Annotated in this window: 23 protein-coding genes; 12 read left to right on the top strand and 11 right to left on the bottom strand. The window is 69.1% G+C overall.

Annotated elements, in window-relative coordinates; genetic code table 11:
* Nucleotides 1-14 precede the first annotated feature (14 nt).
* Nucleotides 15-281, top strand: a complete 267-nt coding sequence (locus tag AC1RRW_RS19595; protein ID WP_492902988.1) for a DUF2188 domain-containing protein — start codon at nucleotides 15-17, stop codon at nucleotides 279-281.
* Here the strand turns inward: AC1RRW_RS19595 and AC1RRW_RS19590 are convergent.
* Complete coding sequence (locus AC1RRW_RS19590) at nucleotides 268-633, bottom strand: hypothetical protein (protein WP_492902986.1); 366 nt, start codon at nucleotides 631-633, stop codon at nucleotides 268-270. The genes AC1RRW_RS19595 and AC1RRW_RS19590 overlap by 14 nt on opposite strands.
* 117 nt (nucleotides 634-750) lie before the next feature.
* Between AC1RRW_RS19590 and AC1RRW_RS19585 the strand changes: the two genes are divergently transcribed.
* The 5 genes from AC1RRW_RS19585 (at nucleotide 751) to AC1RRW_RS19565 (ending at nucleotide 4,869) form a co-directional block, all read left to right on the top strand.
* Nucleotides 751-1,137 (top strand): hypothetical protein, encoded by a 387-nt coding sequence (locus tag AC1RRW_RS19585; protein ID WP_492902984.1) that lies wholly within the window; start codon nucleotides 751-753, stop codon nucleotides 1,135-1,137.
* 258 nt (nucleotides 1,138-1,395) lie between these two features.
* Complete coding sequence (locus tag AC1RRW_RS19580) at nucleotides 1,396-2,454, top strand: alpha/beta fold hydrolase (protein ID WP_492902982.1); 1,059 nt, start codon at nucleotides 1,396-1,398, stop codon at nucleotides 2,452-2,454.
* Nucleotides 2,455-2,456: 2 nt separating this feature from the next.
* Complete coding sequence (locus AC1RRW_RS19575) at nucleotides 2,457-3,308, top strand: class III extradiol dioxygenase family protein (RefSeq protein ID WP_492902980.1); 852 nt, start codon at nucleotides 2,457-2,459, stop codon at nucleotides 3,306-3,308.
* 3 nt (nucleotides 3,309-3,311) lie between these two features.
* A complete protein-coding gene (locus AC1RRW_RS19570; RefSeq protein WP_492902979.1) occupies nucleotides 3,312-3,629 on the top strand; it encodes a YciI family protein in 318 nt (105 codons plus the stop codon).
* Between the two features lie 70 nt (nucleotides 3,630-3,699).
* Nucleotides 3,700-4,869 carry an ABC transporter substrate-binding protein gene (locus tag AC1RRW_RS19565; RefSeq protein WP_492902977.1) on the top strand — a complete coding sequence of 390 codons (1,170 nt, stop codon included), beginning with the start codon at nucleotides 3,700-3,702 and terminating at the stop codon, nucleotides 4,867-4,869.
* Between the two features lie 163 nt (nucleotides 4,870-5,032).
* Here AC1RRW_RS19565 and AC1RRW_RS19560 read toward each other — a convergent pair whose 3' ends face one another.
* Nucleotides 5,033-6,265 (bottom strand): argininosuccinate synthase, encoded by a 1,233-nt coding sequence (locus AC1RRW_RS19560; protein ID WP_492902975.1) that lies wholly within the window; start codon nucleotides 6,263-6,265, stop codon nucleotides 5,033-5,035.
* 270 nt (nucleotides 6,266-6,535) lie between these two features.
* Here AC1RRW_RS19560 and AC1RRW_RS19555 point away from each other — a divergent pair, with 270 nt between their 5' ends.
* Nucleotides 6,536-7,144, top strand: coding sequence for a 2-hydroxychromene-2-carboxylate isomerase (locus AC1RRW_RS19555; protein ID WP_492902973.1), 609 nt, complete (start codon nucleotides 6,536-6,538; stop codon nucleotides 7,142-7,144).
* Between the two features lie 19 nt (nucleotides 7,145-7,163).
* Here the strand turns inward: AC1RRW_RS19555 and cueR are convergent, their stop codons facing one another.
* The 5 genes from cueR to AC1RRW_RS19530 all read right to left on the bottom strand — a co-directional run bounded on the left by cueR (nucleotide 7,164) and on the right by AC1RRW_RS19530 (nucleotide 13,157).
* Complete coding sequence (cueR, locus tag AC1RRW_RS19550) at nucleotides 7,164-7,550, bottom strand: Cu(I)-responsive transcriptional regulator (protein WP_492902971.1); 387 nt, start codon at nucleotides 7,548-7,550, stop codon at nucleotides 7,164-7,166.
* Nucleotides 7,547-9,835, bottom strand: a complete 2,289-nt coding sequence (locus AC1RRW_RS19545) for a heavy metal translocating P-type ATPase (RefSeq protein ID WP_492902969.1) — start codon at nucleotides 9,833-9,835, stop codon at nucleotides 7,547-7,549. The genes cueR and AC1RRW_RS19545 overlap by 4 nt, the downstream gene beginning before the upstream one ends.
* A gap of 262 nt (nucleotides 9,836-10,097) precedes the next feature.
* On the bottom strand, nucleotides 10,098-11,102 hold the full coding sequence (locus tag AC1RRW_RS19540) for a heme ABC transporter ATP-binding protein (protein ID WP_492902967.1): 1,005 nt from the start codon (nucleotides 11,100-11,102) through the stop codon (nucleotides 10,098-10,100).
* Complete coding sequence (locus AC1RRW_RS19535; RefSeq protein ID WP_492902965.1) at nucleotides 11,095-12,204, bottom strand: FecCD family ABC transporter permease; 1,110 nt, start codon at nucleotides 12,202-12,204, stop codon at nucleotides 11,095-11,097. Before AC1RRW_RS19535 ends, AC1RRW_RS19540 begins: the two co-directional genes overlap by 8 nt.
* Nucleotides 12,201-13,157 carry a heme/hemin ABC transporter substrate-binding protein gene (locus AC1RRW_RS19530; protein ID WP_492902963.1) on the bottom strand — a complete coding sequence of 319 codons (957 nt, stop codon included), beginning with the start codon at nucleotides 13,155-13,157 and terminating at the stop codon, nucleotides 12,201-12,203. The genes AC1RRW_RS19535 and AC1RRW_RS19530 overlap by 4 nt, the downstream gene beginning before the upstream one ends.
* 306 nt (nucleotides 13,158-13,463) lie before the next feature.
* Between AC1RRW_RS19530 and AC1RRW_RS19525 the strand changes: the two genes are divergently transcribed.
* The 3 genes from AC1RRW_RS19525 to hutX all read left to right on the top strand — a co-directional run bounded on the left by AC1RRW_RS19525 (nucleotide 13,464) and on the right by hutX (nucleotide 16,554).
* The gene (locus AC1RRW_RS19525; RefSeq protein ID WP_492902961.1) at nucleotides 13,464-15,542 is read left to right on the top strand and encodes a TonB-dependent hemoglobin/transferrin/lactoferrin family receptor; all 2,079 of its coding nucleotides are present in this window, start codon (nucleotides 13,464-13,466) and stop codon (nucleotides 15,540-15,542) included.
* Between the two features lie 113 nt (nucleotides 15,543-15,655).
* Complete coding sequence (gene hmuQ, locus AC1RRW_RS19520) at nucleotides 15,656-16,003, top strand: heme-degrading protein HmuQ (protein WP_492902959.1); 348 nt, start codon at nucleotides 15,656-15,658, stop codon at nucleotides 16,001-16,003.
* 5 nt (nucleotides 16,004-16,008) lie between these two features.
* On the top strand, nucleotides 16,009-16,554 hold the full coding sequence (gene hutX / locus AC1RRW_RS19515; protein WP_492902958.1) for a heme utilization cystosolic carrier protein HutX: 546 nt from the start codon (nucleotides 16,009-16,011) through the stop codon (nucleotides 16,552-16,554).
* Nucleotides 16,555-16,597: 43 nt separating this feature from the next.
* On the opposite strand, the gene AC1RRW_RS19510 is transcribed toward hutX, so the two are convergent.
* Together AC1RRW_RS19510 and AC1RRW_RS19505 are read right to left on the bottom strand one after the other, a co-directional pair.
* On the bottom strand, nucleotides 16,598-17,812 hold the full coding sequence (locus AC1RRW_RS19510; RefSeq protein WP_492902956.1) for a TIGR03862 family flavoprotein: 1,215 nt from the start codon (nucleotides 17,810-17,812) through the stop codon (nucleotides 16,598-16,600).
* Nucleotides 17,809-18,867, bottom strand: coding sequence for an ATP-binding protein (locus tag AC1RRW_RS19505; protein WP_492902954.1), 1,059 nt, complete (start codon nucleotides 18,865-18,867; stop codon nucleotides 17,809-17,811). Before AC1RRW_RS19505 ends, AC1RRW_RS19510 begins: the two co-directional genes overlap by 4 nt.
* Nucleotides 18,868-19,181: 314 nt before the next feature.
* Between AC1RRW_RS19505 and ppk2 the strand changes: the two genes are divergently transcribed.
* Nucleotides 19,182-20,171, top strand: a complete 990-nt coding sequence (ppk2, locus tag AC1RRW_RS19500) for a polyphosphate kinase 2 (RefSeq protein WP_492902952.1) — start codon at nucleotides 19,182-19,184, stop codon at nucleotides 20,169-20,171.
* 88 nt (nucleotides 20,172-20,259) lie between these two features.
* Nucleotides 20,260-20,427: a hypothetical protein gene (locus AC1RRW_RS19495; RefSeq protein WP_492902951.1), complete on the top strand. Its 168-nt coding sequence runs from the start codon at nucleotides 20,260-20,262 to the stop codon at nucleotides 20,425-20,427.
* 133 nt (nucleotides 20,428-20,560) lie between these two features.
* Here AC1RRW_RS19495 and AC1RRW_RS19490 read toward each other — a convergent pair whose 3' ends face one another.
* Both AC1RRW_RS19490 and AC1RRW_RS19485 read right to left on the bottom strand, forming a co-directional pair.
* On the bottom strand, nucleotides 20,561-20,740 hold the full coding sequence (locus AC1RRW_RS19490; RefSeq protein ID WP_492902949.1) for a ribosome modulation factor: 180 nt from the start codon (nucleotides 20,738-20,740) through the stop codon (nucleotides 20,561-20,563).
* Nucleotides 20,741-20,897: 157 nt separating this feature from the next.
* Complete coding sequence (locus tag AC1RRW_RS19485) at nucleotides 20,898-21,887, bottom strand: lysylphosphatidylglycerol synthase domain-containing protein (RefSeq protein ID WP_492902947.1); 990 nt, start codon at nucleotides 21,885-21,887, stop codon at nucleotides 20,898-20,900.
* Nucleotides 21,888-21,983: the final 96 nt, after the last annotated feature.

Genomic DNA, 21,983 nt, shown 5'->3' with positions numbered 1-21,983 from the left:
CCGGGAGAGATGCAATGGTCACGGTCCGATACGAAATCGTCGAGCATGATGGCGGCTGGGCCTACCGGGCCAATGGCGCGATCTCTGAGACGTTTCCCTCGCATGACGCCGCGCTGAAGGCGGCCGAGAGCGCGGCCGCCCGCCAGACCGTGGCCGGCACGACCGACGGCATCGTCTACCAGGACAAGGACGGCCAATGGCACGAGGAACTCGCCGACGGCCGCGACAGGCCGGCGACCCGGGTCGTCGACCGGAGCCGACCCTCTCCTATTTCGAGGTGAAGAAGGTCAGCAGCACCTTCCCCTTCTCGCCGATCAGGCAGAGGAAGCGGCGGGGCTTGTCCGACTTGTCGGTGCGCAGATAGGCCTCGCCCATGATGATGCGGGTGATCGGCGTGTCCTCGACCTTGGTGTCGGCGGTCGCGATCGTCGCGCCGTCCTCGTCGATATAGATGTCCTTGATCTCGGGCTCGCGCGCCGCGAGACGTTCCAGCGCCACCGCCTTGCAGGAGGCGATCTCGTTCGTCGCCGGCTTTTCGGGTGGCATGTTCGAGGTCGGCCCGGCGGTCTGTGCGAGGGCGGGCGCGGCGAGCAGGGTCGAGAGCAGCAGGACGGAGGCGGTCAGGTGCGGCATGAGGGTCACTCGGAGTGCGGGTCAAGGCCCAACGCGCGAACGGCGTCGCGGTTCACGGCAGACTCGCGTCAAGCTTCCGGCCGTTGCGCGGTCGCGCGAGTGTCACGACGCAGCCGTTTGACCCGTGCAGCACCCGACGCAAAGTCAGGGCGGCGCGCTTGCGACCGAAAGCAGTACACGGAAAATCCACCGACCAAACAGCGCCGGCCTGCCATCATCATCGTCTTTCACCGCGAGGCACACCATGCCCATGAGCACAAGCGTCGAGATTTAGCGAAGCAGACATTCGATCGCGCATTCGCGAATACACGATTGTCGATGAGCCGAACGGAGAGCAAGGTCTTCGATGGAATGAATGCATCGATGAATCTGTATTTTACAGCGATGATTCACTTGATCTACGGGCTCGAAGAGCAGATCGATGGCCTGCAAGCGGAGGTCAAGAAGCTGCAACTGGCGTCGCCTGATCCGAGGGTCAATCCTGCCTACCAGACACGCCGCTAAATCATTGGATCGAAAAGTCGAATCCACTTTTCGGTCCAATGCTTGAACAACGAGATGGATCGCCGCCTTGCGTCAGGTGGGGCGCATGGCGATCTGACGGCTCGCCGGCTCTCGCTAGGCGTCGTGCCCGTTTCGCCGAGCGTGGTTCGCCTCGTCACCTGATGAATGCCATTCATGAAACGTCCCAAAGAAATCACTTGATTCACATGTAGCCTGCCGGATCACTGGAGCCTCATTCGGAATGGGGCGCCGCGGTCCGTGAGAATTGTGCTGATCCCCGGCCTGCTCTGCGACGCCGGCGTCTGGTCGGCACAAGTCGCGGCGTTGCGCCCTCATGCCGAGGTGCTGGTCGCCGACCTCTCGGCGCAGGATTCGATCGCGGCGATGGCCCGGGATGCGCTCGCTCTGGCCGAGGGACCGCTCGTCGTGATCGGCCATTCGATGGGCGCCCGCGTCGCGCTCGCCATGGCGGCGCAAGCGCCGGAGCGTGTCGAAAAGCTCGCGCTGATCGACACCGGCGCGCATCCGCGCCGCGACGGCGAGGAGGCGACGCGGCAGGTCCTCGTCGATCTTGCCTATCGCGACGGCATGGCGGCGCTGGCCGAGCGCTGGCTGCCGCCGATGGTGCATGAGGCCCGCGCCGGCGACCCCGCGCTGATGGAGCCGCTCAAGGCGATGGTCGCCCGCGCGACGCCCGAGCAGCACGAGCGCCAGATCCGCGCTTTGCTCGGCCGGCCGGATGCGCGCCCGCGGCTCGCCACGATCGCCTGCCCGACGCTGGTCATGGTCGGCCGGCAGGATCGCTGGAGCCCGCTCGCCCAGCACGAGGAGATCGCGGCCGCGATTCCCGGCGCCGAACTCGTCGTGATCGAGGAGAGCGGCCACATGGCGCCGGTCGAGCAGCCGGAGGCGGTCTCGCTTGCGCTGCTGCGCTGGCTCGGTTTCACCGGGGCGAGGGAGACGACGATGGCGCAGGACGAGCCCGAGGACCGCATCCCCGAGACGATGATCTTCGAGCGCCGGCGCAGCCTTCGCGGCTACCGCCTCAACAAGATGGCGATGGGGCTGGCCAGACCTGAGAACCGTGAGGCCTTCCTGGCCGACGAGGGGGCCTATATCGACCGCTTCGGTCTCTCGGCCGAGGAGAAGCGCGCGGTGATGGCGCGCGACTGGCGCGAGATGGTGCGGCTCGGCGGCAACCTGTTCTTCATCCTGAAGATTTCGGCGGTCGATCCCGTCCGCATCACCGAGATCGGCGCGCATCAGGCCGGCATGGGCCATGACGCGTTCCTGCGCGAGCGACTGGGGAAAGGCTGACCATGGCGAAGCTCATCGGAGGGCTCGGCACCTCGCATGTCCCCTCGATCGCCGCCGCGATCGACAGGGGCCTGCGCGATACGCCGGACTGGAAGCCGTTCTTCGACGGCTATGTCCCGGGCCAGGACTGGGTCCGCGAGCAGAAGCCCGACATCGCCGTCGTGATCTTCAACGACCACGGAAACTCCTTCTTTCTCGACAAGGTGCCGACCTTCGCCGTCGGCTGCGCCGGGAGCTACGCGCCGGCCGACGAGGGCTGGGGCCCGCGCCCGATCCCGGATTTCGAGGGCGCGGTCGATTTCTCCTGGCATCTCGTCGACACGCTGGTGGAGAACCGCTTCGACCCGATGATCTGCCAGGAAATCGAGGTCGATCACGGCATCCAGGTGCCGATGGAGCTGTTCTTCGGCCGACCGAAATCCTGGCCGGTCAGGGTCGTGCCGATCTTCGTCAACGTGATCCAGCATCCGATCCCGCTGCCGGCCCGCTGCTACGAGATGGGCGCCGTGCTGCGCCGGGCGATCGAGAGCTATCCCGGCGACGATCGGGTCGTCGTCATCGGCACGGGCGGGCTCTCGCATCAACTGCAGGGCGCGCGCGCCGGCTTCACCAACCCCGAGGCCGACCGCGCCTTCCTGCGCGGGATCGCGACCGATCCCGAGCGCTATGCCGCGATGTCGCGCGAGGATTATGTCGAGACCTTCGGCAGCGAGGGCGCGGAGCTGATGATGTGGCTCGTCATGCGCGGCGCGATGGACGCCCGGGTCGCCGTCAAGCACACGCATTACCACGTGCCGGCCTCGATGACGGGGGCGGGCATGATCGTGCTCGAAAACCACGACAAGGCGGCCTGAGCCATGGCCTACTGGCTGATGACCTGCCGCCACAGGCCCGACGCAGCGGCGTTGCGCGAGCAGACCCGCGAGGCCCATCGCGCCCATGTCGCCTCGGGCGGCGGCGGGCTCGCGCGGGTGCTGATCGGCAGCGCGCTGACGCAGGACGACGCCGTGACGGCGCTCGGCAATTTCGGCGTGCTGGAGGCTGACAGCCGCGAGGCGGCGCAGCGTTTCGCCGAAAGCGACCCCTATGCGCTCGCCGGCATCGTCGAGACGATCGAGATCACGGCGTTGCCGGCGCGCTTTCCCGCCGGCCGCATCGGTCCCATGGGGAGCTGACGGGCAAGACTCGACGCGAACGGCCGATCGCGCCCGCAATCATAAAACCACACAAGGGGAGAAACCGACCATGAAGCTCAGCATTCCGGCCCTGACGGCCGCTCTGGCCCTTGCGCTCTCAGGCGGCGCGAGCCTTGCGCAGGAGCCGATCCGGATCGGCCTCGTGCTGCCGATGACCGGGCCCTTCACCTCGACGGGGCGGCAGGCGGAGGCCGGCGCGCGACTTTATCTTCAGCAGCAGGGCGGCATGGTCGCCGGCCGCAGGATCGAGCTCGTCCTGCGCGACGACACCGGCGTTCCCGACGTCTCCAAGCGCATCGCGCAGGAGCTGATCATCAACGGCAAGGTGACGGCGCTCGCCGGCTTCGGCTTGACGCCGCTGGCGCTCGCGACCGCGCCGCTCGCGACCCAGTCGAAGACGCCGCAGGTCGTCACGGCGGCCGCGACCGCGATCATCACGGAGCAGTCGCCCTTCATCGCGCGGACCTCCTTCACCGCGCCGCAGGTCACCGTGCCGCTGGCCGAATGGGCCGCGAAGAACGGCATCAAGCGCGTGATGACCATCGTCTCGGATTACGGCCCCGGCGTCGATGTCGAGAAGGCCTTCACCGAAACCTTCACCAGGGCCGGCGGGACGGTCGAGAACATGCGCGTGCCGCTCGCCAATCCGGATTTCGCGCCGTTCCTGCAGAAGATCGCCGACGCCAGGCCGGACGCGCTGCTCGCCTTCGTGCCGTCGGGCGCCGGCTCGCAGTTCGTGCGCCAGTTCGTCGAGCGTGGCCTCGACAAGAGCGGCATCCGCTTCCTGGCCGAGGGCAGCGTCACCGACGACGACCTGCTCAACAGCATCGGCGACGCCGCGCTCGGCGCGATCACCGCGCATCACTATTCGGCCGCCCATGACAGCCCGGAGAACAAGGCCTTCGTGAAGGCCTTCGGCGAGAACAACAACGGCATGCGTCCGAACTTCATGGCGGTCGGCGCCTATGACGGCATGCACCTGATCGTCGAGGCGCTGAAGAAGACCAATGGCGAGGGCGGCGAGAAGCTGGTCGAGGCGATGAAGGGCCTGAGCTGGATCAGCCCGCGCGGGCCGGTCTCGATCGATCCCGAGACGCGCGACATCATCCAGAACGTCTATATCCGCAAGGTCGAGCGCGTCGACGGCCAGCTCTGGAACGTCGAGTTCGCGACCACGCCGGCGGTGAAGGACCCGGTCAAGGAAGCGAGGAAGAAGTAAACCTGATGAATTTCAGGCTGGAAGCGCGTCGTCATCCCGGGCGACCGCAGGTCGACCGGGAGCCATCGCAAGGCGCTGACTGAGTTCCATGATGGTTCCCGGAGCTGCGCCGTTTCGCGGCTTGTCCGGGATGACGGCGTGCAGTCCGGGCAGATTTGAGCTCTCAGAGCCCGAGCTTCTTCTTGCGCTGCCCGAGCGTCCTGAGCCGCAGCGCATTCAGCCGGATGAAGCCCGCCGCGTCGCGGTGGTCGTAGGCGACCGCGCCCTCCTCGAAGGTGACGAGGTCCTGGTCGTAGAGCGAATAGGGGCTGGAGCGCCCGACGACATGGACGCCGCCCTTGTAGAGCTTGAGCCGCACCTGGCCGGCGACGAATTCCTGGCTCTTGTCGATCAGAGCCTGCAGCATCTCGCGCTCGGGGCTGAACCAGAAGCCGTTATAGATCAGCTCGGCATATTGCGGCATGAGCTGGTCCTTGAGATGGGCCGCGCCGCGGTCGAGCGTGATCGATTCGATCGCGCGATGCGCAACGGCCAGGATCGTGCCGCCCGGCGTCTCGTACATGCCGCGCGACTTCATGCCGACGAAGCGGTTCTCGACCAGGTCGAGCCGGCCGATGCCGTTGTCGCGGCCGAGATCGTTGAGCTTCGCCAGCAGGCTCGCCGGCGAGAGCGCGACGCCGTCGATCGCGGTCGCGTCGCCCTTCTCGAAATCGACGGTGATGTAGGTCGGCCTGTCGGGCGCGTCCTCGGGCGAGATCGTGCGCGAATAGACGTAGTCCGGCACCTCCTCCGCAGGGTCCTCCAGCACGCGCCCCTCCGAGGAGGCGTGCAGCAAATTGGCGTCGACCGAGAACGGCGCCTCGCCGCGCTTGTTCCTGGCGATCGGGATCTGGTGCTGCTCGGCGAAGGCGATCAGCTGCTCGCGCGAGCGCAGATCCCATTCGCGCCAGGGCGCGATCACCACCACGTCGGGCTTCAGCGCATAGGCGGTGAGCTCGAAGCGGACCTGGTCGTTGCCCTTGCCGGTCGCGCCGTGCGAGACGGCGTCCGCGCCGGTCGCCTCGGCGATGTCGATCAGGCGCTTGGCGATCAGCGGCCGCGCGATCGAGGTGCCGAGCAGATAGACGCCCTCATAGGCGGCATTGGCGCGGAACATCGGGAAGACGTAGTCGCGCACGAACTCCTCGCGCAGATCCTCGATGTGGATGTTTTCGGGCTTGATGCCGAGCAGCAGCGCCTTGTCGCGCGCCGGTCCGAGTTCCTCGCCCTGGCCGAGATCGGCGGTGAAGGTCACGACCTCGCATGAGTAAGTGGTCTGCAGCCATTTCAGGATGATCGAGGTGTCGAGCCCGCCGGAATAGGCGAGCACGACCTTCTTGACGCGCTTCTCGGACATGAAACCGGCTTCCCGCAAAAATGGCATGGGCTCCATGCCGAAACAACGACGCAGCCCGCGCGGGCCGTGTTTTGACCATGAAGGCGCACTATCGCAGGCCTTGGACCGGCGCAATCGGAACCTTCTGATCGTCGTCGCGTCTTTTCGTGATGGATCAGAGGCGTCGGGGCTCCGCCGCCGGAAACGATGCGAGCGCCGCACTTGCGGTCTGTCCAAGGGAGGCAGAAGATTCGGATGCGCGACTCAAAACACGACCGACTCGGAGGCTGAATGCCGAATCGTCCTGTGCTGGATTTCTGGTACGAGTTCGCATCGACCTATTCCTGCCTGAGCGCATTGCGGATCGAGGTCCTGGCGGAGGAGGCCGGCGTAGACCTGCGCTGGCGGCCCTTTCTGCTCGGGCCGATCTTCGCGGCTCAAGGCTGGACGACCTCGCCCTTCAATCTCTACCCCAACAAGGGCCGCTACATGTGGCGCGACATGGCGCGACGCGGCGGCCGCAACGGGCTGAGCTTCGTGCGGCCCGAAACCTTTCCGCAGAACTCGCTGATCGCGGCGCGCGTCGCGCTCGCCGGCCGAGAGGCCGGCTGGCTGCCGGCCTTCTCGAAGGCGCTGTTCCGGGCGCAGTTCTGCGAGGGCAGGAACATCGCCGAGGAAGCCGTGCTGCACGCCGCGCTGAAGGAAGCGGGCGCCGATCCCGGCGTCGCGATCCCGGCCTCGCGCAGCGAGGAGGTCAAGGGCCGGCTCAAGGCCGAGACCGAATACGCCAAGTCCCTCGGCATCTTCGGCGCGCCGACCTTCGTCACCGGCGACGGCGAGCTGTTCTGGGGCGACGACCGGCTCGAAGAGGCGCTGGACTGGTCGCGCAACGGCCGCTGACGGCGCGCCCCGGCAGCGATCAGCCCGCCAGATCCCGCAGGATCGGGCAGTCCGGCCTGTCGTCGCCATGGCAGGTCCGCGCGAGGTGCTTCAGCGTGCCGGCCATCGCCCGAAGCTCGGCGATGCGCGTCTCCAGATCGCGCACGTGCCGCAGCGCGACACGCTTCACGTCGGCGCTGGCCCGGCTCTTGTCGCGCCAGAGCGCCAGCAGTTCGCGCCCCTCCTCGATCGAGAAGCCGAGCAGGCGCGTGCGCTTGACGAAGCGCAGCGTATGGACCTCGTCGCTGGCATAGACCCGGTAGCCGGCCTGCGTGCGCGCCGGCGCGGCGATCAGCCCGATGCTCTCGTAATAGCGGATCATCTTGGCGCTGACGCCCGAGGCCGCTGCCGCCTGCCCGATATTCATGGCGCAACTCCCCTGAAGCGCCGCAACCTCAGCGCATTGGTCAGCACGCTGACGCTCGACAAGGCCATGGCGAGGCCGGCCGCCATCGGCGACAGCGTCAGGCCGAAGGCCGGATAGAGCGCGCCGGCCGCGACCGGGATCAGCAGGATGTTGTAGCCGAAGGCCCAGCCGAGGTTCTGGCGGATATTGGCCATGGTCGCGCGCGACAGCGCGATGGCCTTGGCGACCCCGGCGAGATCTCCCGAGATCAGGACGAGGTCGGCGGTCTCGATCGCGATGTCGGTTCCTGTGCCGATGGCGATGCCGATATCGGCCTGGGCCAAGGCCGGCGCGTCGTTGATGCCGTCCCCGACGAAGGCGAGCTTTGCGCCCTCCGCCTGAAGCCGCTTCACAACCTGCGCCTTGTCGGTCGGCAGCACCTGCGCCACGACCTCGTCGAGGCCGAGCTGGCGCGCCACGCTGCGGGCCGTGCGCTCGTTGTCGCCGGTGACCATGACGACGCGCAGGCCGAGCTTGCGCAGCGAGGCGATGGCGGCCGGCGTCGTGGGCTTGAGCGGGTCGGCGACGGCGAGGATCGCCGCCGGCCTGCCGTCGATCGCGGCATGGAGCGGCGTCCGGCCGGCGTCGCCGAGTTCGGCCGCCTTGGCCGCGAAGGACGCCACGTCGAGGCCGGCCGCCGCCATCATCCGGTCGGAGCCGACCGCGACCGCCCGGCCTGAGACGGTCGCGCGGACGCCGAGTCCGGATTCGCTGGCGAAGCCATCCGCCTCGCTTAAAGCCAAGCCGCGCGCCTTGGCCGCCGCGACGAGCGCGGCAGCGACGGGGTGCTCCGAGCGCGCCTCGACCGACGCGACCAGCGCCAGCACCTCGTCCTCGGCGAAACCGTCCGCCACCGCGATGTCGGTCAGTTCCGGCCGGCCCTGCGTCAGCGTCCCGGTCTTGTCGAGCGCAACGATCCTGGCTTGCGACAGCGACTGCAGCGCCTCGCCGCGCCGGAACAGGATGCCGAGCTCGGCCGCCTTGCCGGTCCCGACCATGATCGAGGTCGGCGTCGCCAGCCCCATGGCGCAGGGGCAGGCGATGATCAGCACCGCGACGGCGGCGACGAGCGCATGCGAGAGCGCGGGCTCGGGGCCGAAGACGAGCCAGATCGCGAAGGTCAGCGCGGCCAACGCCATCACCGCCGGCACGAACCGGAGCGTCACCCTGTCGACCAGCGCCTGGATCGGCAGCTTGGCGCCCTGCGCCGCCTCGACGGTCGCGACGATGCGGGCGAGCAGCGTGTCCGCGCCGACCTGCCGCGCCACGAACCGAAACGCGCCCGCGCCGTTGACCGTGCCGCCGATCACGGCGTCGCCCAGCGTCTTGCGAACCGGGACCGGCTCGCCGGTGATCATCGCCTCGTCGACGAGCGAGGAGCCTTCCGTCACCTCGCCGTCGACCGGGATGCGCTCGCCCGGCCGGATCAGCACGAGATCGCCGGCCCGGACCTCGGAAATATCGAGATCGGCCTCGACGCCGTCGCGCAGCACGCGCGCGGTTTTCGGGGCCAGCTCGACCAGCCGGCGGATCGCTTCGCTGGTCCGGCCTTTGGCGCGCGCCTCGAACCAGCGCCCGGTCAGGATCAGCGTGACGATGACCGCGCCGGTCTCGAAATAGGTGTATCGCGCGCCGGCCGGCAGCAGACCGGGCGCGAAGCTCGCCACGGTCGAATAGAACCAGGCCGCGCCGGCCCCCAGCATGACGAGCGAGTTCATGTCGGGCGACAGCCGCCACAGCGCCTGCCCGCCCTTGACGAAGAAGCGCCGCCCCGGCCCGAACAGCACGAGGCTCGCCAGCAGGAAGGCGACGGCCTTGAGATTCAACTCGCCGAAGCGGCCGGCCAGTTCGTGGCGCCAGGCGTCGGAGAGATGCGCGCCCATCTCGATCACGAGCAGCGGCAATGTCGCCAGGGCGGCGAGGATGACCGAGCGCTTCAGCGCGTCCTGCTCCGCGATCCGCGCCGCCTGCACGCGGTCGTTCGCCGGCGCGCCCTGCTCGACGCGCAGCCTCGCCTCGTAGCCGACGGCTTCGAGCGCCGCGATCAGGCCAGGGGCGGCCTGCGCACCGCCTTCGACCGCGATCGTCGCGCGGTTGGTCGCGAGGTTGACGTCGGCGCGGCTGACGCCCGGCACCGCCTTCAGCGCCCGCTCGACGCGGCCGACGCAGGCCGCGCAGCTCATGCCGTCGATGGCGAGCTCGAGCGGGGCGGGCGCGGCGGGGCGGGCCGTTGCGGCAAGGGACATGGACGTCATCTCCGAAAGCGATGACGCTGCATATGGGCCTTCCCATGATGGGAAGGTCAAGCGGCATCCTGCCGCAGCTTGAGATGGTTTCTGCCAACTCCGAGGCGCTGCGCCTTCCGCCCCCTCCCCCGCTTGCGTTGGGGAGGGTTGGGGGGGCAGTCCGACTGGGTGCGACTTCAACTGTCGACGGCTCGCCCGGTCGTTCGGCCCCCCATCCCTAACCCTTCCCCACCGCAAGCGGGGGAAGGGGCCCGGGTGGGGCTCAGCCCACCTCGGCCGCGCTCGCGCGCGCGATCTCGCGCGCCTGCTGCGGCAGCAGGAAGGGCAGGCCCGGCGGCGGCAGGCGGCCGAAGGCGAGATCGACCTTGAAGACCTGCCGCAGCAGCGCGTCGTTCAGCGTATCGCTCGGCGCGCCGCGCGCGAGGATGCGGCCCTGATCCATCACCACCAGCGTATCGGCATAGGCTGCCGCCAGGTTGAGGTCGTGCAATACGGCGAGCACCGCGACGCCACGGCCGGCCAGCGCGCGGGCTCGGTCGAGGAGCGCAAGCTGGTGGCAGAAGTCGAGATTGGCGACCGGCTCGTCGAGGAAGAGCGCCTGGCTCTCGCCCAAACTCGCGCCCGCCTCGAGCTGGCAGAGCGCGCGGGCGAACTGGACGCGCTGCTGCTCGCCGCCGGACAGGCTCTGATAGGAGCGCGCCGCCAGCTCCAGCACGCCGGCCGCCTCCAGCCCCTCGCCAATCAGCGCCTCGCGGCGCTGGCGCGTCGGGGCGCGGCCGACGCCGTCGACGCCGAGGCGAGCCACTTCGTAGACAGTGAAGGGAAAGGCGAGCCGCGTCTGCTGCGCCATCACCGCCCGCCGGCAGGCCAGCCGCCAGCCGGGGATGGAAGAGAGCGGCTCGCTGCCGCAGCGGATTTCGCCGCCGGCAGGCTTGAGTTCGCCCGAGAGCAGTTTCAGCAAGGTCGATTTGCCGGCGCCGTTGGGGCCGACGAGCACGGTCAGCCGCCCAGCCGGAAGCGCCAGCGACGTTTCTTCGACAAGCGCCCGGCCCGATGCCAGATAGCTCAGGTTCTGGCCTTCGACGACGATGGTTTCCGAGCCGGCCCTTCTTTCACCAACGCCCTGGTCCCGAGGAGCCATGCCGTCGGGAATGGCGTCTCGAAGGATCCTGGCCGAGGCTCTGGAGACATCCGGAGCATCCTTCGAGACGCCGGTGCGAGGCTCCTCGGGATGAGGGCCGAGGGTTCGGATGACGGTCTCAGGCATCGAAGGCGCTCTTGCGGCGCAGCAGCAGCCAGAGGAAGAAGGGCGCGCCGATCGCGGCCGTGACGATGCCGATCGGCAGTTCGGCCGGCGCGACGAGCAGCCTCGCGACGATATCGGCTCCCGCCAGCAGCGCCGCCCCGCCCAGCACCGAAAGCGGCAGCAGCAGGCGGTGGTCCGGTCCGACGAGCAGCCGGACCAGATGCGGCACGACGATGCCGACGAAGCCGATCACCCCGGCGCAGGCGACGCTCGCGCCGACGCAGAGCGCCACCAGCAGGATGGCGAGGCCCTTGATGCGCTGCACCGGCACGCCGAGATGATAGGCCTCGGCCTCGCCCAGCATCAGCGCGTTCAGCCCGCGCGCCAGCAAAGGCAAGGCGAGCAGAAGCGGCAGCATGATCGGCGCGACGACGGCGAGCTTGCTCCAGCTCGCGCCGCCGAGGCTGCCGAGCGACCAGAAGGTCAGGTCGCGCAATTGCCGGTCGTCGGATATGAAGGCGAGCAGCCCCGTCAGCGCGCCCGCCAGCGCGCCGAGCGCGACGCCGGCCAGCAGCATGGTCGCGACCGAGGTGCGGCCCTGCCGCGTCGCGATCAGATAGAGCGTCAGCGTCGCCGCGAGCCCGCCGAGAAAGGCGCCGATCGGCAAGGCGAGAAAGGGCAGCTTGCCGAGGAAGCCGACGAGATAGCGGTCGCCGAGCACGATGGTCGCGGCCGCGGCAAGTCCCGCGCCGGACGAGACGCCGACGAGGCCCGGATCGGCGAGCGGGTTGCGGAACAGGCCCTGCATCAGCGCGCCCGAGACCGCGAGCGCCGCCCCGACGAGCAGGCCGAGCAGCACGCGCGGCAGGCGGATCGCGGTCACGACGAGGCCGTCGCGCCCGGCGAGCGCCGCGTCGTTGCTCGTCGCCCAGCCATGCAGGATCTCCAGCACGCGCAGCGGCGGGATTTGCGCCGCGCCCTGTCCGATCGCGACGATGGCGACGACGACGCAGAGCAGCGCCAGCCCCACGACCGCGAAAGCCGCCTGACGCCGGCGGCTGTCGGCATAGGCGTGCAGCGCCGCCAGCGCCGGCACGTCGTCCCGGCCGGCGGCCAGGGTCATGGTCTGTGCGCCGTCTTCAGCGCCGGCAGGCTCGCATCGGGATTCAGCGCCGCCATCAGGTCGCGCGCCGCGGCGGGCGTGCGCGGGCCGAAGCCGAGCAGATAGAGCCCGTCCATCACGATATGGGCGCGCCTGGCGGCGGCGGGCGTCTGCGCGAAGGCCGGCATGGCGAAGAGCGCGTCGGTGGTGACGTTCACGCTCGAACTGTTGCGCATCATCAGGATGGCGTCGGGCGCGGCCTCCAGGATCGCCTCGTCGCTCATCGGCTTGTAGCCCTCGATGGCCTCGGCCGCGTTGACCGCGCCGGCATGAGCGATCATCGCGGCGGCCGAGCTGTTGCGGCCTCCCGCCATGACGCGCCCGTTCTGCAGCGAGAGCACGAAGAGGACGCGCGGCTTGCGCTTAACCCCGTCGCGCATCCGCGCCAGCTCGGCGAAGCTCTCGCGGGTCAGGGCCGCCAGCCGCCTGGCCGGCTCCGCCGCGCCGACGACCGCGCCGATCGTCTCGATCCGGCTGACGACGCCGTCCTCGCTCGTATCGTCGGGGATGGTCGCGATCCGGACGCCGGCCTCCTTCAGCAGCGCCAGCGCGTCGGGCGGCCCGGCCCCGTTGATCGCGAGCACCAGCGAGGGCTTCAGCGAGACGACGCCTTCGGCCGACAGCGCCCGGACATAGCCGACATTCGGCTTGTCCCTCAGCGCATCAGCCGGGAACTGGCTGGTCGTGTCGACGCCGACGATCCTGTCCTGGAGGCCGAGCGCATAGAGCACTTCGGTGATGACGCCGCCGGCGACGACGATGCGCTCCTGCGCCTGCGCGAAGGAGCGGCCGACGAGCCAGGACGGACCGGCGAGATCCGCCAGCGCGACGCATGTCAGCGCGAGCGCGGCGCAGAATTCGCGGCGCTGTTGCGGGCGCAACACAGTCGCGGTCAGGGGCTTGCCGACGGTCATGCGATGAGCCTCCATCCTGTTCCGAAACGCCCGAACCGACGCGCCAGGCGCGCCGATCGCGGCGTTTCGACAAATCCAGAACAACGGCAGAATCAAACAAGCAACACGCTTGTTTTTAACGCTTCTAAAATAAGAAGATCAGCCGCCGTTATTGACGGTGATAGGCAGCTTTACTACACAGGGTCAAGAGCGATGCGTCGCGTGGCGCATCGCGAAAAGCCAGCCAGCCACACGCGCCCGCGTCAGCCAGCCAGCGCTATGTTCTTGTGGTCCGGGGCTGACATCATGCATTCGCACGCCGCGCTCATGCGCGCATCCGTTTCCTTTCTCGCCCTGACGCTTTGCGCGGGAAGCGCGCTGGCGCAGCAACGGCCGCGCCCGACGCCCGCGGCCCCCGCTCCCGTCGTCGCGGCTCCCGGCGCCCCGATCGCGCTCGACGAGATCACGGTGACGGCGAGCCGGCAGGAGGAGCGCGCCATCGACGCGCTCGCCGCCGTCTCGGTGATCAGCCGCACCGAGCTGCGCTCGCAGCAGCCGCAGCGCCTCGGCACGGTGATCAGCCAGATCTCAGGCGTCGCGACGCAGGAGAACCCGAACGACCCGGCGACCGCGATCAACATCCGCGGTCTGCAGGATTTCGGCCGCGTCGCGGTCACGATCGACGGCGCGCGCCAGAATTTCCAGCGCTCGGGCCACAACGCCAACGGCGCGTTCTTCCTCGATCCCGCCTTCGTGCGCGTCATCGACGTGACGCGCGGGCCCGTCGCCAACATCTACGGCTCGGGCGCGATCGGCGGCGTCGTCTCATTCGAGACGGTCGATCCCAAGGACATCCTCAAGCCCGGCGAGCGCGCGGCGGCCGAGATCGGCGCGACCGGCGTCTTCGGCCGGCAGAGCGGGGCGTTCGGCAACGTCATCGGCGCGGTCCGCCCGACCGACTGGGCGGCAGGCCTCGTCGGCCTCTCCTTCCGCTCGCTCAACCCCTATCGCGACGGCGGCGGCAACCGCATCCTCGACTCCGACCAGGACCTGCGCTCGGGTCTCGGCAAGATCGTCCTGACGCCGGGCGAGGGCCAGGAGCTCAAGCTCGGCGGCCAGTACCAGCGCTACGAGTTCGCCAACGGGCTCGGCACCGCGACCGCGCCGCGCCGCCAGAACGACGTCGCGACGCAGAACTACACCGCGCAGTACTCGTTCTCGCGGCCCGACATCCCGTGGCTCAACCTCAAGGTCGGCGCCTACAAGACCTCGACCGACACAGACCAGACCCAGATCTCCGGCGCCGGCGTCGCGCTCGGCGCGAAGCGCTTCTTCAAGATCGAGACCACCGGCTTCGACATCGCCAACACCAGCAAGTTCCAGTTCGGCGCGCTCGGACTCGACCTGACCTATGGCGCGGACTGGTTCGAGGACCGGGTCAAGACCAGCGATCCGGTCGGCAACGGCGACGAGACGACGCCGTCGGGCAAGCGCAGCGTCTATGGCGGCTTCGTCCAGGCGCATTTCAAATACGCGATCTTCGATCTGATCGGCGCGCTGCGCTACGATTCCTACGAGCTCAGCGGCGGCCGCACCACGTCGGACGGCCAGCGCGTTTCGCCCAAGGCCACCTTCGCCGTCACGCCGATCCAGGGCCTGCAGGTCTACGCCACCTATGCCGAGGGCTATCGCGCGCCGTCCGTCACCGAGACGCTGGTCGACGGGCTGCATCCGGTCCCGGCGAGCTTCCTGTTCCGCCCGAACCCGAACCTGAAGCCCGAGGTCGGCAAGACGCTGGAGGCCGGCGTCAACCTGAAATACGACAACGTGCTGCAGGCCGGGGACCGCTTCCGCGGCAAGCTCTCGGTCTTCCAGAACAACGTCACCAACCTGATCGAGGGCATCTTCACCGATCCGGGCGCGCCATGCGGCTCGCCTGTCCCCGGCGCCTGCGCCGACGCCTTCTTCATCTACCAGAACGTCGCCAAGGCGAAGCTGACCGGCATCGAGGGCGAGTTCGCCTACGACGCCGGGCGCTGGTTCGCCAGCGTCTCGGGCTCGTCGATCCGCGGCGACAACGAGACCAACGGCCAGCCGCTGCAATCGGTCTATCCCGACAAGCTGACGCTCGGCGCGGGCCTGCGCTTCCTCGACGAGAAGCTGACCATCGGCGGCCGCGTCACGCTGGTCGACGAGCAGCGCCGCCTGCCGGTCTCGGCGATCGCGACCGCGAGCAAGGCCTATACGCTGGTCGATCTCTATGCCGACTACAAGATCAGCGCCGACGCCCGCGCCTATGTCACGATCGAGAATGTCGGCGACGTCCGCTATCGGCGCTACCGCGACGGCGACAACAGCCCCGGCTTCGTCGGCAAGATCGGCTTCTCGACGCGCTTCGGAACATAATCGCGCCCATCTCGACTTCGCGACCGTTCGCGCGCATCCTGCCGCCCAGCCAGCCACGCGCGCGAACAGCCGACGCCAGCCAGACGCCAGCCAGCCACATCAGGAACTCCGCCATGTTCATCGCCATGAACCGCTTCAAGGTCGTCAAGGGAGAGGAGGCCGCCTTCGAGGAGGTCTGGTCCGCGCGCAAGACCCGTCTCGACGAGATGCCGGGCTTCCAGGCCTTCCATCTGCTGAAAGGTCCCGAGAAGGACGACCACACGCTCTATTCCTCGCACACGACCTGGGCGTCGAGGGACGCCTTCACGGCCTGGACCAAGTCCGAGCAGTTCCGCGAGAGCCACCGCAATGCCGGCCAGCCGCGCGAGCGGCCGCTCTATCTCGGCCATCCGGAGTTCGAGGGCTTCGAGACCGTGCTGAGCGAGAGCAATCCGGACCGTCCCCGGCAGGCGGCGGAGTGAGCGGCATGGCGAGCGTGCAGGCGATCGCCCATCCGGCGACCCAGGAGCCGCCGGATGCCGGCAAGATGACCCGCGTGCGGGAGATGCTGGCGGCCAAGCCCGACGGCGTCATCGAGGCCGTCGCCCGCGAGGTCGGCGTCTCGACGCTGGCCGTGCTGGAGGAGACCCCGGCCGGGCAGCGCGTCGCGATCTCGCCCGAGCGCTTCGAGGCGCTCTGGCTCGAACTCTCGACCTGGGGCGAGGTGCTGTTCATCGTGCACACGTCCGACATCGTGCTCGAATGTGAGGGCGCGCTGCCGGTCGGCTCCTTCGGCCAGGGCTATTACAACATCCATGGCGACAGCCCGATCGGCGGACACATCAAGGCCGGAAACTGCCGCGCGATCTACCTGGTCGACCGCGCCTTCCACGGGCGGCGCTCCTGCTCGGTGCAGTTCTTCAACGGCGCCGGCGAGGCGATGTTCAAGGTCTTCGTGCGCCGCGACGAGAGCCGCGAGCTGATCGCGGCGCAGCTGGCGCAGTTCGAGGCGCTGAAGACCAAGGCTTGGTGACTGCATAAATCGCCGCGCTCGCATGACGGTTGACGTGACCCGATCAACGTCGCGCCAGCCACGCCTCGATCCCGGCCGCCGCGGCGACTCCGGTCGAAAAGCAGCCCTGCAGCAGGTAGCCGCCGGTCGGGGCCTCCCAGTCCAGCATCTCGCCCGCGACGAAGACGCCCGGCAGCGCCTTCAGCATGAAACCGTCGTCGACCGCGCTCGCCATCACGCCACCAGCCGTCGAGATCGCGCGCTCGATCGGAAACAGCCCCGTCAGCCTGAGCGGCGCGGCCTTGACCAGCGCCGCCAGCCGCACGGCATCCTCGGGAAGCGCCCCGCCCTCGCGCAGCAACGCGATCGCGACCGGGGACAGCCCCGCCGCCTTGCGCAGATGGTTGCTCAGAGTCTCGCCCTTGCGGCGGCCGCCGAGCCGTTCGGTCAGCCGCTCCGCCGTCATGTCGGGCCGCAGGTCGATGGAAATTCCGACCGAACCGTCGCGCAGCACGGCCTCGCGCAGCACGGCTGAGAGCGCATAGACCGCGCCGCCCTCGATGCCGTTCGCGTCGATCATCGCCTCGCCCGTCGCCTGCGCGCCGACGTGGCGGATGACGATGCGCTTGAGCGGCTGGCCGGCGAACCGCTCCCGCATGACGGGCGACCACGCGACCGCGAAGCCGCCATTGGCCGGGTGCAGCGGCGCGACCGTTACGCCCAGCGCCGCGAGCAAGCCGGCCCAGCTCCCGTCCGAGCCCAGCCTCGGCCAGCTCGCGCCGCCGAGCGCCAGCAGCGTCGCGTCGGTCCGGACGGGTTCACGATCGCGAAAGCTCAGGGCGCCCGCCCCGTCCCAGCCGGTCCAGTCGTGCCCTGCGGCCAGCGTCACGCCGAGCCCGTCGAGCCGACGCAGCCAGGCGCGCAGCAGGGGCGAGGCCTTCATCGCCTTCGGAAACACGCGCCCGCTGGTGCCGACGAAGCTGTCCGCCCCGAGCCCGTCGGCCCAGTCGCGCAGGGCTTGCGGCGGAAAGGCCGCGAGCGCCGGCTCCAGCCAGGGCTTCGCGCCGCGATAGCGCGTCGAAAACAGCTCCGGCGGCTCGGAATGGGTCAGGTTCAGCCCGCCGCGCCCCGCCAGCAGGAACTTGCGCGCCGGCGACGCCATCCGGTCGTAGAGCGTGACGCGATGGCCGGCCTGCGCCAGCCGCTCGGCCGCGATCAGCCCGGCCGGCCCAGCGCCGATGATCGCGATGCTGCGGGCCGCGCCCGGACCTGTCGTCACGACGACGCGCGCGCCGTGTCGAAGCGCGGCAGGATCGCCTTGAAGGTCGCGCCCTCGCCCGGCGCGCTTTCGATCGTCAGCCGGCCGCGATGGCGCAGCACGATATGCTTGACGATGGCGAGGCCGAGGCCCGTGCCGCCGGCCTCGCGACTGGCCGCGGTGTCGACGCGGTAGAAGCGCTCGGTCAGGCGCGGCAGGTGCTCGGGCGCGATGCCCGGCCCGTCGTCATGGACGCTGACGCTGGCCTCGGACGCCCCGTCCCGCACGTCGATCTCGACCTCGCCGCCCTCGCGACCGTATTTGATCGCGTTCTCGACCAGATTCTCCATCAGCCGCAGCAATTCGTCGCGATCGCCCGGAACCCGGACCGGATAGGGCGGCGTGGCGAGCTTCAGCGTCACCTTGCGCTCGCGCGCCATCAAAGCGAGCGAGTCGACGATCTCGCGCGAGATTCCGGCGAGATCGACCGGCGTCTCCGGCGCGAGATGGGCGCGCAGCTCGATGCGCGAGAGCGAGAGCAGATCGTCGACGAGGCGCGCCATGCGCAGGCCCTGCTCGCGCATGATCGTCAGGAAGCGGTCGCGCGCGCCGGCGTCGTTGCGGGCCGGCCCCTGCAGGGTCTCGACGAAGCCGAGCAGCGATGCGAGCGGCGTGCGCAGTTCGTGGCTGGCATTGGCGACGAAATCGACGCGCATGCGCTCGGTCGAGCGCTGCTCGCTCAGATCCTCGAACGTCAGCAGCACCGGCCTGCGCCAGTCGGCGCCGGGCAGCGCCGCGATATGGATGCGGAAGGTCCGCTCGACCGGCACGCGCTCGACGAACTCGATGACGCGCCGGCCGCCGCCGCGCGAGACCTCGCCGATCGCCTCGATCAGATCGGGATCGCGCAGCACCAGCGTCAGGGGCTTGCCGGTGTCGAGGCCCGGGATCAGGGCCCGCATCGCCGGGCTCAGCGCCTGCGCCAGCCCCTGCGCGTCGAGCAGCACGACGGCCGCGCCCATCGCCTCGACGAGGCTCGCGACCGAACGGGCCTGCGGGTTGAAGGGGATATCCATGCGGCTCTTCCTGATCGCAACGCAGGCAAGCGTCAATCGCCTCGCCGCGCGCCGAAGGCAATCGCTCGACAGCGAAGCTCATCCCCTTCCCCTAGCTTGCGGCGGGGAAGGGTCAGGGATGGGGCGCCGCTCGACCGGGTGAGCCGAACATGCTCGAAGGCGTGCCCGGTCGGACCGCCCCCCATTCCAGTCCTGTCCACCGCAAGCGGGGGAGGGAGCTGATGGCGACGCGGCCGCCACCCAAACGATCCAGACGCGTTCCCTTGTGGCGCGGAGCCGGCTAGGCTTGGGCTGAGAAGCGTGGAGCGGAACCGATGGCCAAGGCGATTGCGAAGACGACGGCGAAGGCCGGGGCGGACAAGGCCAAGGCGGACAAACCCGCCCCCGCGGCGAAAGCAGGCAGGATCGCGCCGCGAACCCGCAAGGTCGTCAAGGCGGTCGCCAAGGCGTCTCCCGGCAAACCGACGTTCGATATCGAGGCGAAGACGCTGCCCGCCGCCATCGTCGACGCGGCCTACCATTCGGGCGGCTATCCCTATGGCAAGCGCCTGAAGCGCAAGCGCTACGACAGGGAGATGGAGCCGCTCCAGATCGAATTGCAGAAGCTGCTGGCCTGGACGCGCGAGAGCGGCGAGCGCATCGCGATCGTGTTCGAGGGCCGCGACGGGGCCGGCAAGGGCGGCGCGATCACGCGCTTCACCCAGCATCTCAATCCGCGCCAGGCCCGCGTCGTGGCGCTGTCGAAGCCGTCGGACATCGAGAAGGGGCAATGGTATCTCCAACGCTACGCCGCGCAGCTGCCGACGGCGGGCGAAGTCGTGTTCTTCGACCGCTCCTGGTACAACCGCGCCGGCGTCGAGCGCGTGATGGGCTTCTGCACGCCCGAGCAGACCGATGCGCTCTTGCGCGAGGCGCCGGTCTTCGAGGGCATGCTGGCGCGCGACGGCATCCGCGCGATCAAGCTCTTCCTGACCATCGGCCGCGAGATGCAGATGACGCGGCTGCATGCGCGCTGGCACGATCCGCTCAAGCGCTGGAAGCTGTCGCCGATGGATTTCGAGGCGATCCCGCGCTTCGACGCCTATTCCGACGCCTTCGAGCAGCTTTTGTCGCGCTCCTCGACGGAATGGGCGCCCTGGACCGTGATCCGCGCCAACGACAAATTGCGCGCCAGGCTGAACGCGATCCGCCACGTCCTCCACGCCATCCCCTATGACGGCAAGGACGAAGACGCGATCGGCGCGATCGACGACAAGGTCGTGCTGAGCGCGAAAGCCTATCTCGACCAGGGCGGGGAGAGCTGACGGCCGCAACGCAAAGCGCCGCAGGCAGCGCTCGCCTCGGATCAAACTGGCTCTTGCCGCGTTCCTGATCCGGCGACCGAAGCAAGCGATGACGATGATGATCGAGACCGACGACGACTACAGACTGGCGCTCGAGACGCTGAACCGGCTGAGCGAGGCCGGTCTCGACGGCGACGCCCAGGACGAATTTTTGGCCCTGACCGCGGCGATGCTGGACTACGAGACGCGCAACCATCCGGCGCTGGCGTCGGAATAAAGCCGTCACGTTCAGCCGATCATAGCGCTCACCGTCATTGCGTGCGCGCGAAACGATCCGCGGTCTCGCGCAACCCTCCGGATTGCTTCGCCGCGCTCGCAATGACGATAGGGTTGTCTCAAAGGGCGGCAGGTCAGCCCATGACGTCCTGCGCCTCCTCGGCCTCGACCTTGTCGTGCGCAGCTTCCCACCCGTCCATCCAGGCGTCATGCGACGGGTCGTCGGCAGGATAGGGGCACTCGCTGACGGCGAGACCGTCGAGGCAGGCCTGATGGCCCTCCTCATAGGCGCAATTGACGGTTATCGACGTCATCATGTCACCTTTCGCCATGTCCGCGATCCGGCGAGTCGTTGGTCGGGTCGCATGCTGACGGACATGATTCACCGGATCGTGAATCAAAACGCGTCGCACGCGAAATTGATCCGGCGACCGCCAAAACCGTCGAGACGAGCCGCTCCGGGTCGCGGCTCTACCGCTCCCGCCCCCTGATCCGCCGCCACATCTCGTTCAGCGCCAGGAGCGCCAGCGCCAGGATGAACGGCAGGAGATAATAGGCGATGCGAAAGAGCAGGAGCGCGCCGAGCACGCCCTCATAGGGCAGCCGCGAGAGCGCGACCAGCATCGTCGCCTCGAACACGCCGAGGCCGCCCGGCGCGTGGCTGGCGATCCCGATCAGACAAGCGAAGACATAGACCGCGAGAAAGGTCGGATAGGCGATGTTGTGCCCGCCCGGCAGCAGCACGAAGAGCACGGCCGCCGCCGCGCAGACCTCCGCCGCGCCGAGGAACATCTGGCCGAGCGTGATGCCGAGGCCCGGCAGCGGCAGGTTCCAGCCGCGCACCCGGATGGTGCGCTCGCCGGTGGCGACCCAGCCGAGATAGCCGAGCGTGCCGAGCGCGACAGCCGCGCCGACGCCCTGCACCACCAGCGGCGTGGTCCGCGCCAGCTCCGCGACCGAGTCCGAGGCATAGAGCAGGCAGGCGCACAGGATCGCCCCCAGGCCGAGCCAGAAGGTCAGCCCCGCGATCACCGTCAGGCTCGCGACTTCCGAGGCCCGCACGCCCTTGGGCGAATAGATCCAGTAGCGCACCGTGCCGCCGGTCACGATCGGGAAGCCGAGCGTGAACGAGACCGAATAGGAGGTGAAGGAGGCGAGCGCCGTGGTGCGGTAGGGGATCGAGAGACCGAGCCGTTTCAGCGCCAGCGCGTCGTAGCCGGTCAGCAGCAGATAGCTCAGCGCGGTGAAGCCGAGCGCCAGCCCGATCTGGCGGGCGCTGGCGTTGCGGAAGGCTCCCGCGAGTTCGCCCGGCTCGATCTCGCGGACGATGTAGTAGAGTACCACGAGCGAGGCGCAGAAGATGAGCATGCTCGCCAGCGGCCCGAGCCACCACCAGCGGCTGCGCCGGCGCAGGGGAATGGCCGGGTGGGATATTCCTGGCTCATCCTGGCCGAACGACATGCGGGGACCGACTCGACGACTTCTCCGACCCCGGCATCGCAGGGCCCGGGCGGGGCGAAAGACGGCCGCCGAGCGCGGCCCTCGCCGCCAGACATA

This window comes from Allobosea sp. GW821-FHT12C12 (assembly GCF_058807355.1).
Note: the sequence above shows the minus strand (reverse complement) of the source record. Positions and strands in the feature narration are given on the sequence as shown.

What these genes read in the sequence shown, in the direction of transcription:
- AC1RRW_RS19485 (WP_492902947.1), bottom strand. Translation starts at nt 21,887, where the DNA reads ATGTCGTTCGGCCAGGATGAGCCAGGAATATCCCACCCGGCCATTCCC.
- AC1RRW_RS19495 (WP_492902951.1), top strand. Translation starts at nt 20,260, where the DNA reads ATGACGATGATGATCGAGACCGACGACGACTACAGACTGGCGCTCGAG.
- AC1RRW_RS19575 (WP_492902980.1), top strand. Translation starts at nt 2,457, where the DNA reads ATGGCGAAGCTCATCGGAGGGCTCGGCACCTCGCATGTCCCCTCGATC.
- ppk2 (WP_492902952.1), top strand. Translation starts at nt 19,182, where the DNA reads ATGGCCAAGGCGATTGCGAAGACGACGGCGAAGGCCGGGGCGGACAAG.
- AC1RRW_RS19590 (WP_492902986.1), bottom strand. Translation starts at nt 633, where the DNA reads ATGCCGCACCTGACCGCCTCCGTCCTGCTGCTCTCGACCCTGCTCGCC.
- AC1RRW_RS19535 (WP_492902965.1), bottom strand. Translation starts at nt 12,204, where the DNA reads ATGACCCTGGCCGCCGGCCGGGACGACGTGCCGGCGCTGGCGGCGCTG.
- AC1RRW_RS19555 (WP_492902973.1), top strand. Translation starts at nt 6,536, where the DNA reads ATGCCGAATCGTCCTGTGCTGGATTTCTGGTACGAGTTCGCATCGACC.
- AC1RRW_RS19545 (WP_492902969.1), bottom strand. Translation starts at nt 9,835, where the DNA reads ATGTCCCTTGCCGCAACGGCCCGCCCCGCCGCGCCCGCCCCGCTCGAG.
- AC1RRW_RS19525 (WP_492902961.1), top strand. Translation starts at nt 13,464, where the DNA reads ATGCGCGCATCCGTTTCCTTTCTCGCCCTGACGCTTTGCGCGGGAAGC.
- cueR (WP_492902971.1), bottom strand. Translation starts at nt 7,550, where the DNA reads ATGAATATCGGGCAGGCGGCAGCGGCCTCGGGCGTCAGCGCCAAGATG.
- AC1RRW_RS19530 (WP_492902963.1), bottom strand. Translation starts at nt 13,157, where the DNA reads ATGACCGTCGGCAAGCCCCTGACCGCGACTGTGTTGCGCCCGCAACAG.
- hmuQ (WP_492902959.1), top strand. Translation starts at nt 15,656, where the DNA reads ATGTTCATCGCCATGAACCGCTTCAAGGTCGTCAAGGGAGAGGAGGCC.
- hutX (WP_492902958.1), top strand. Translation starts at nt 16,009, where the DNA reads ATGGCGAGCGTGCAGGCGATCGCCCATCCGGCGACCCAGGAGCCGCCG.
- AC1RRW_RS19595 (WP_492902988.1), top strand. Translation starts at nt 15, where the DNA reads ATGGTCACGGTCCGATACGAAATCGTCGAGCATGATGGCGGCTGGGCC.
- AC1RRW_RS19560 (WP_492902975.1), bottom strand. Translation starts at nt 6,265, where the DNA reads ATGTCCGAGAAGCGCGTCAAGAAGGTCGTGCTCGCCTATTCCGGCGGG.
- AC1RRW_RS19490 (WP_492902949.1), bottom strand. Translation starts at nt 20,740, where the DNA reads ATGACGTCGATAACCGTCAATTGCGCCTATGAGGAGGGCCATCAGGCC.
- AC1RRW_RS19505 (WP_492902954.1), bottom strand. Translation starts at nt 18,867, where the DNA reads ATGGATATCCCCTTCAACCCGCAGGCCCGTTCGGTCGCGAGCCTCGTC.
- AC1RRW_RS19570 (WP_492902979.1), top strand. Translation starts at nt 3,312, where the DNA reads ATGGCCTACTGGCTGATGACCTGCCGCCACAGGCCCGACGCAGCGGCG.
- AC1RRW_RS19565 (WP_492902977.1), top strand. Translation starts at nt 3,700, where the DNA reads ATGAAGCTCAGCATTCCGGCCCTGACGGCCGCTCTGGCCCTTGCGCTC.
- AC1RRW_RS19540 (WP_492902967.1), bottom strand. Translation starts at nt 11,102, where the DNA reads ATGCCTGAGACCGTCATCCGAACCCTCGGCCCTCATCCCGAGGAGCCT.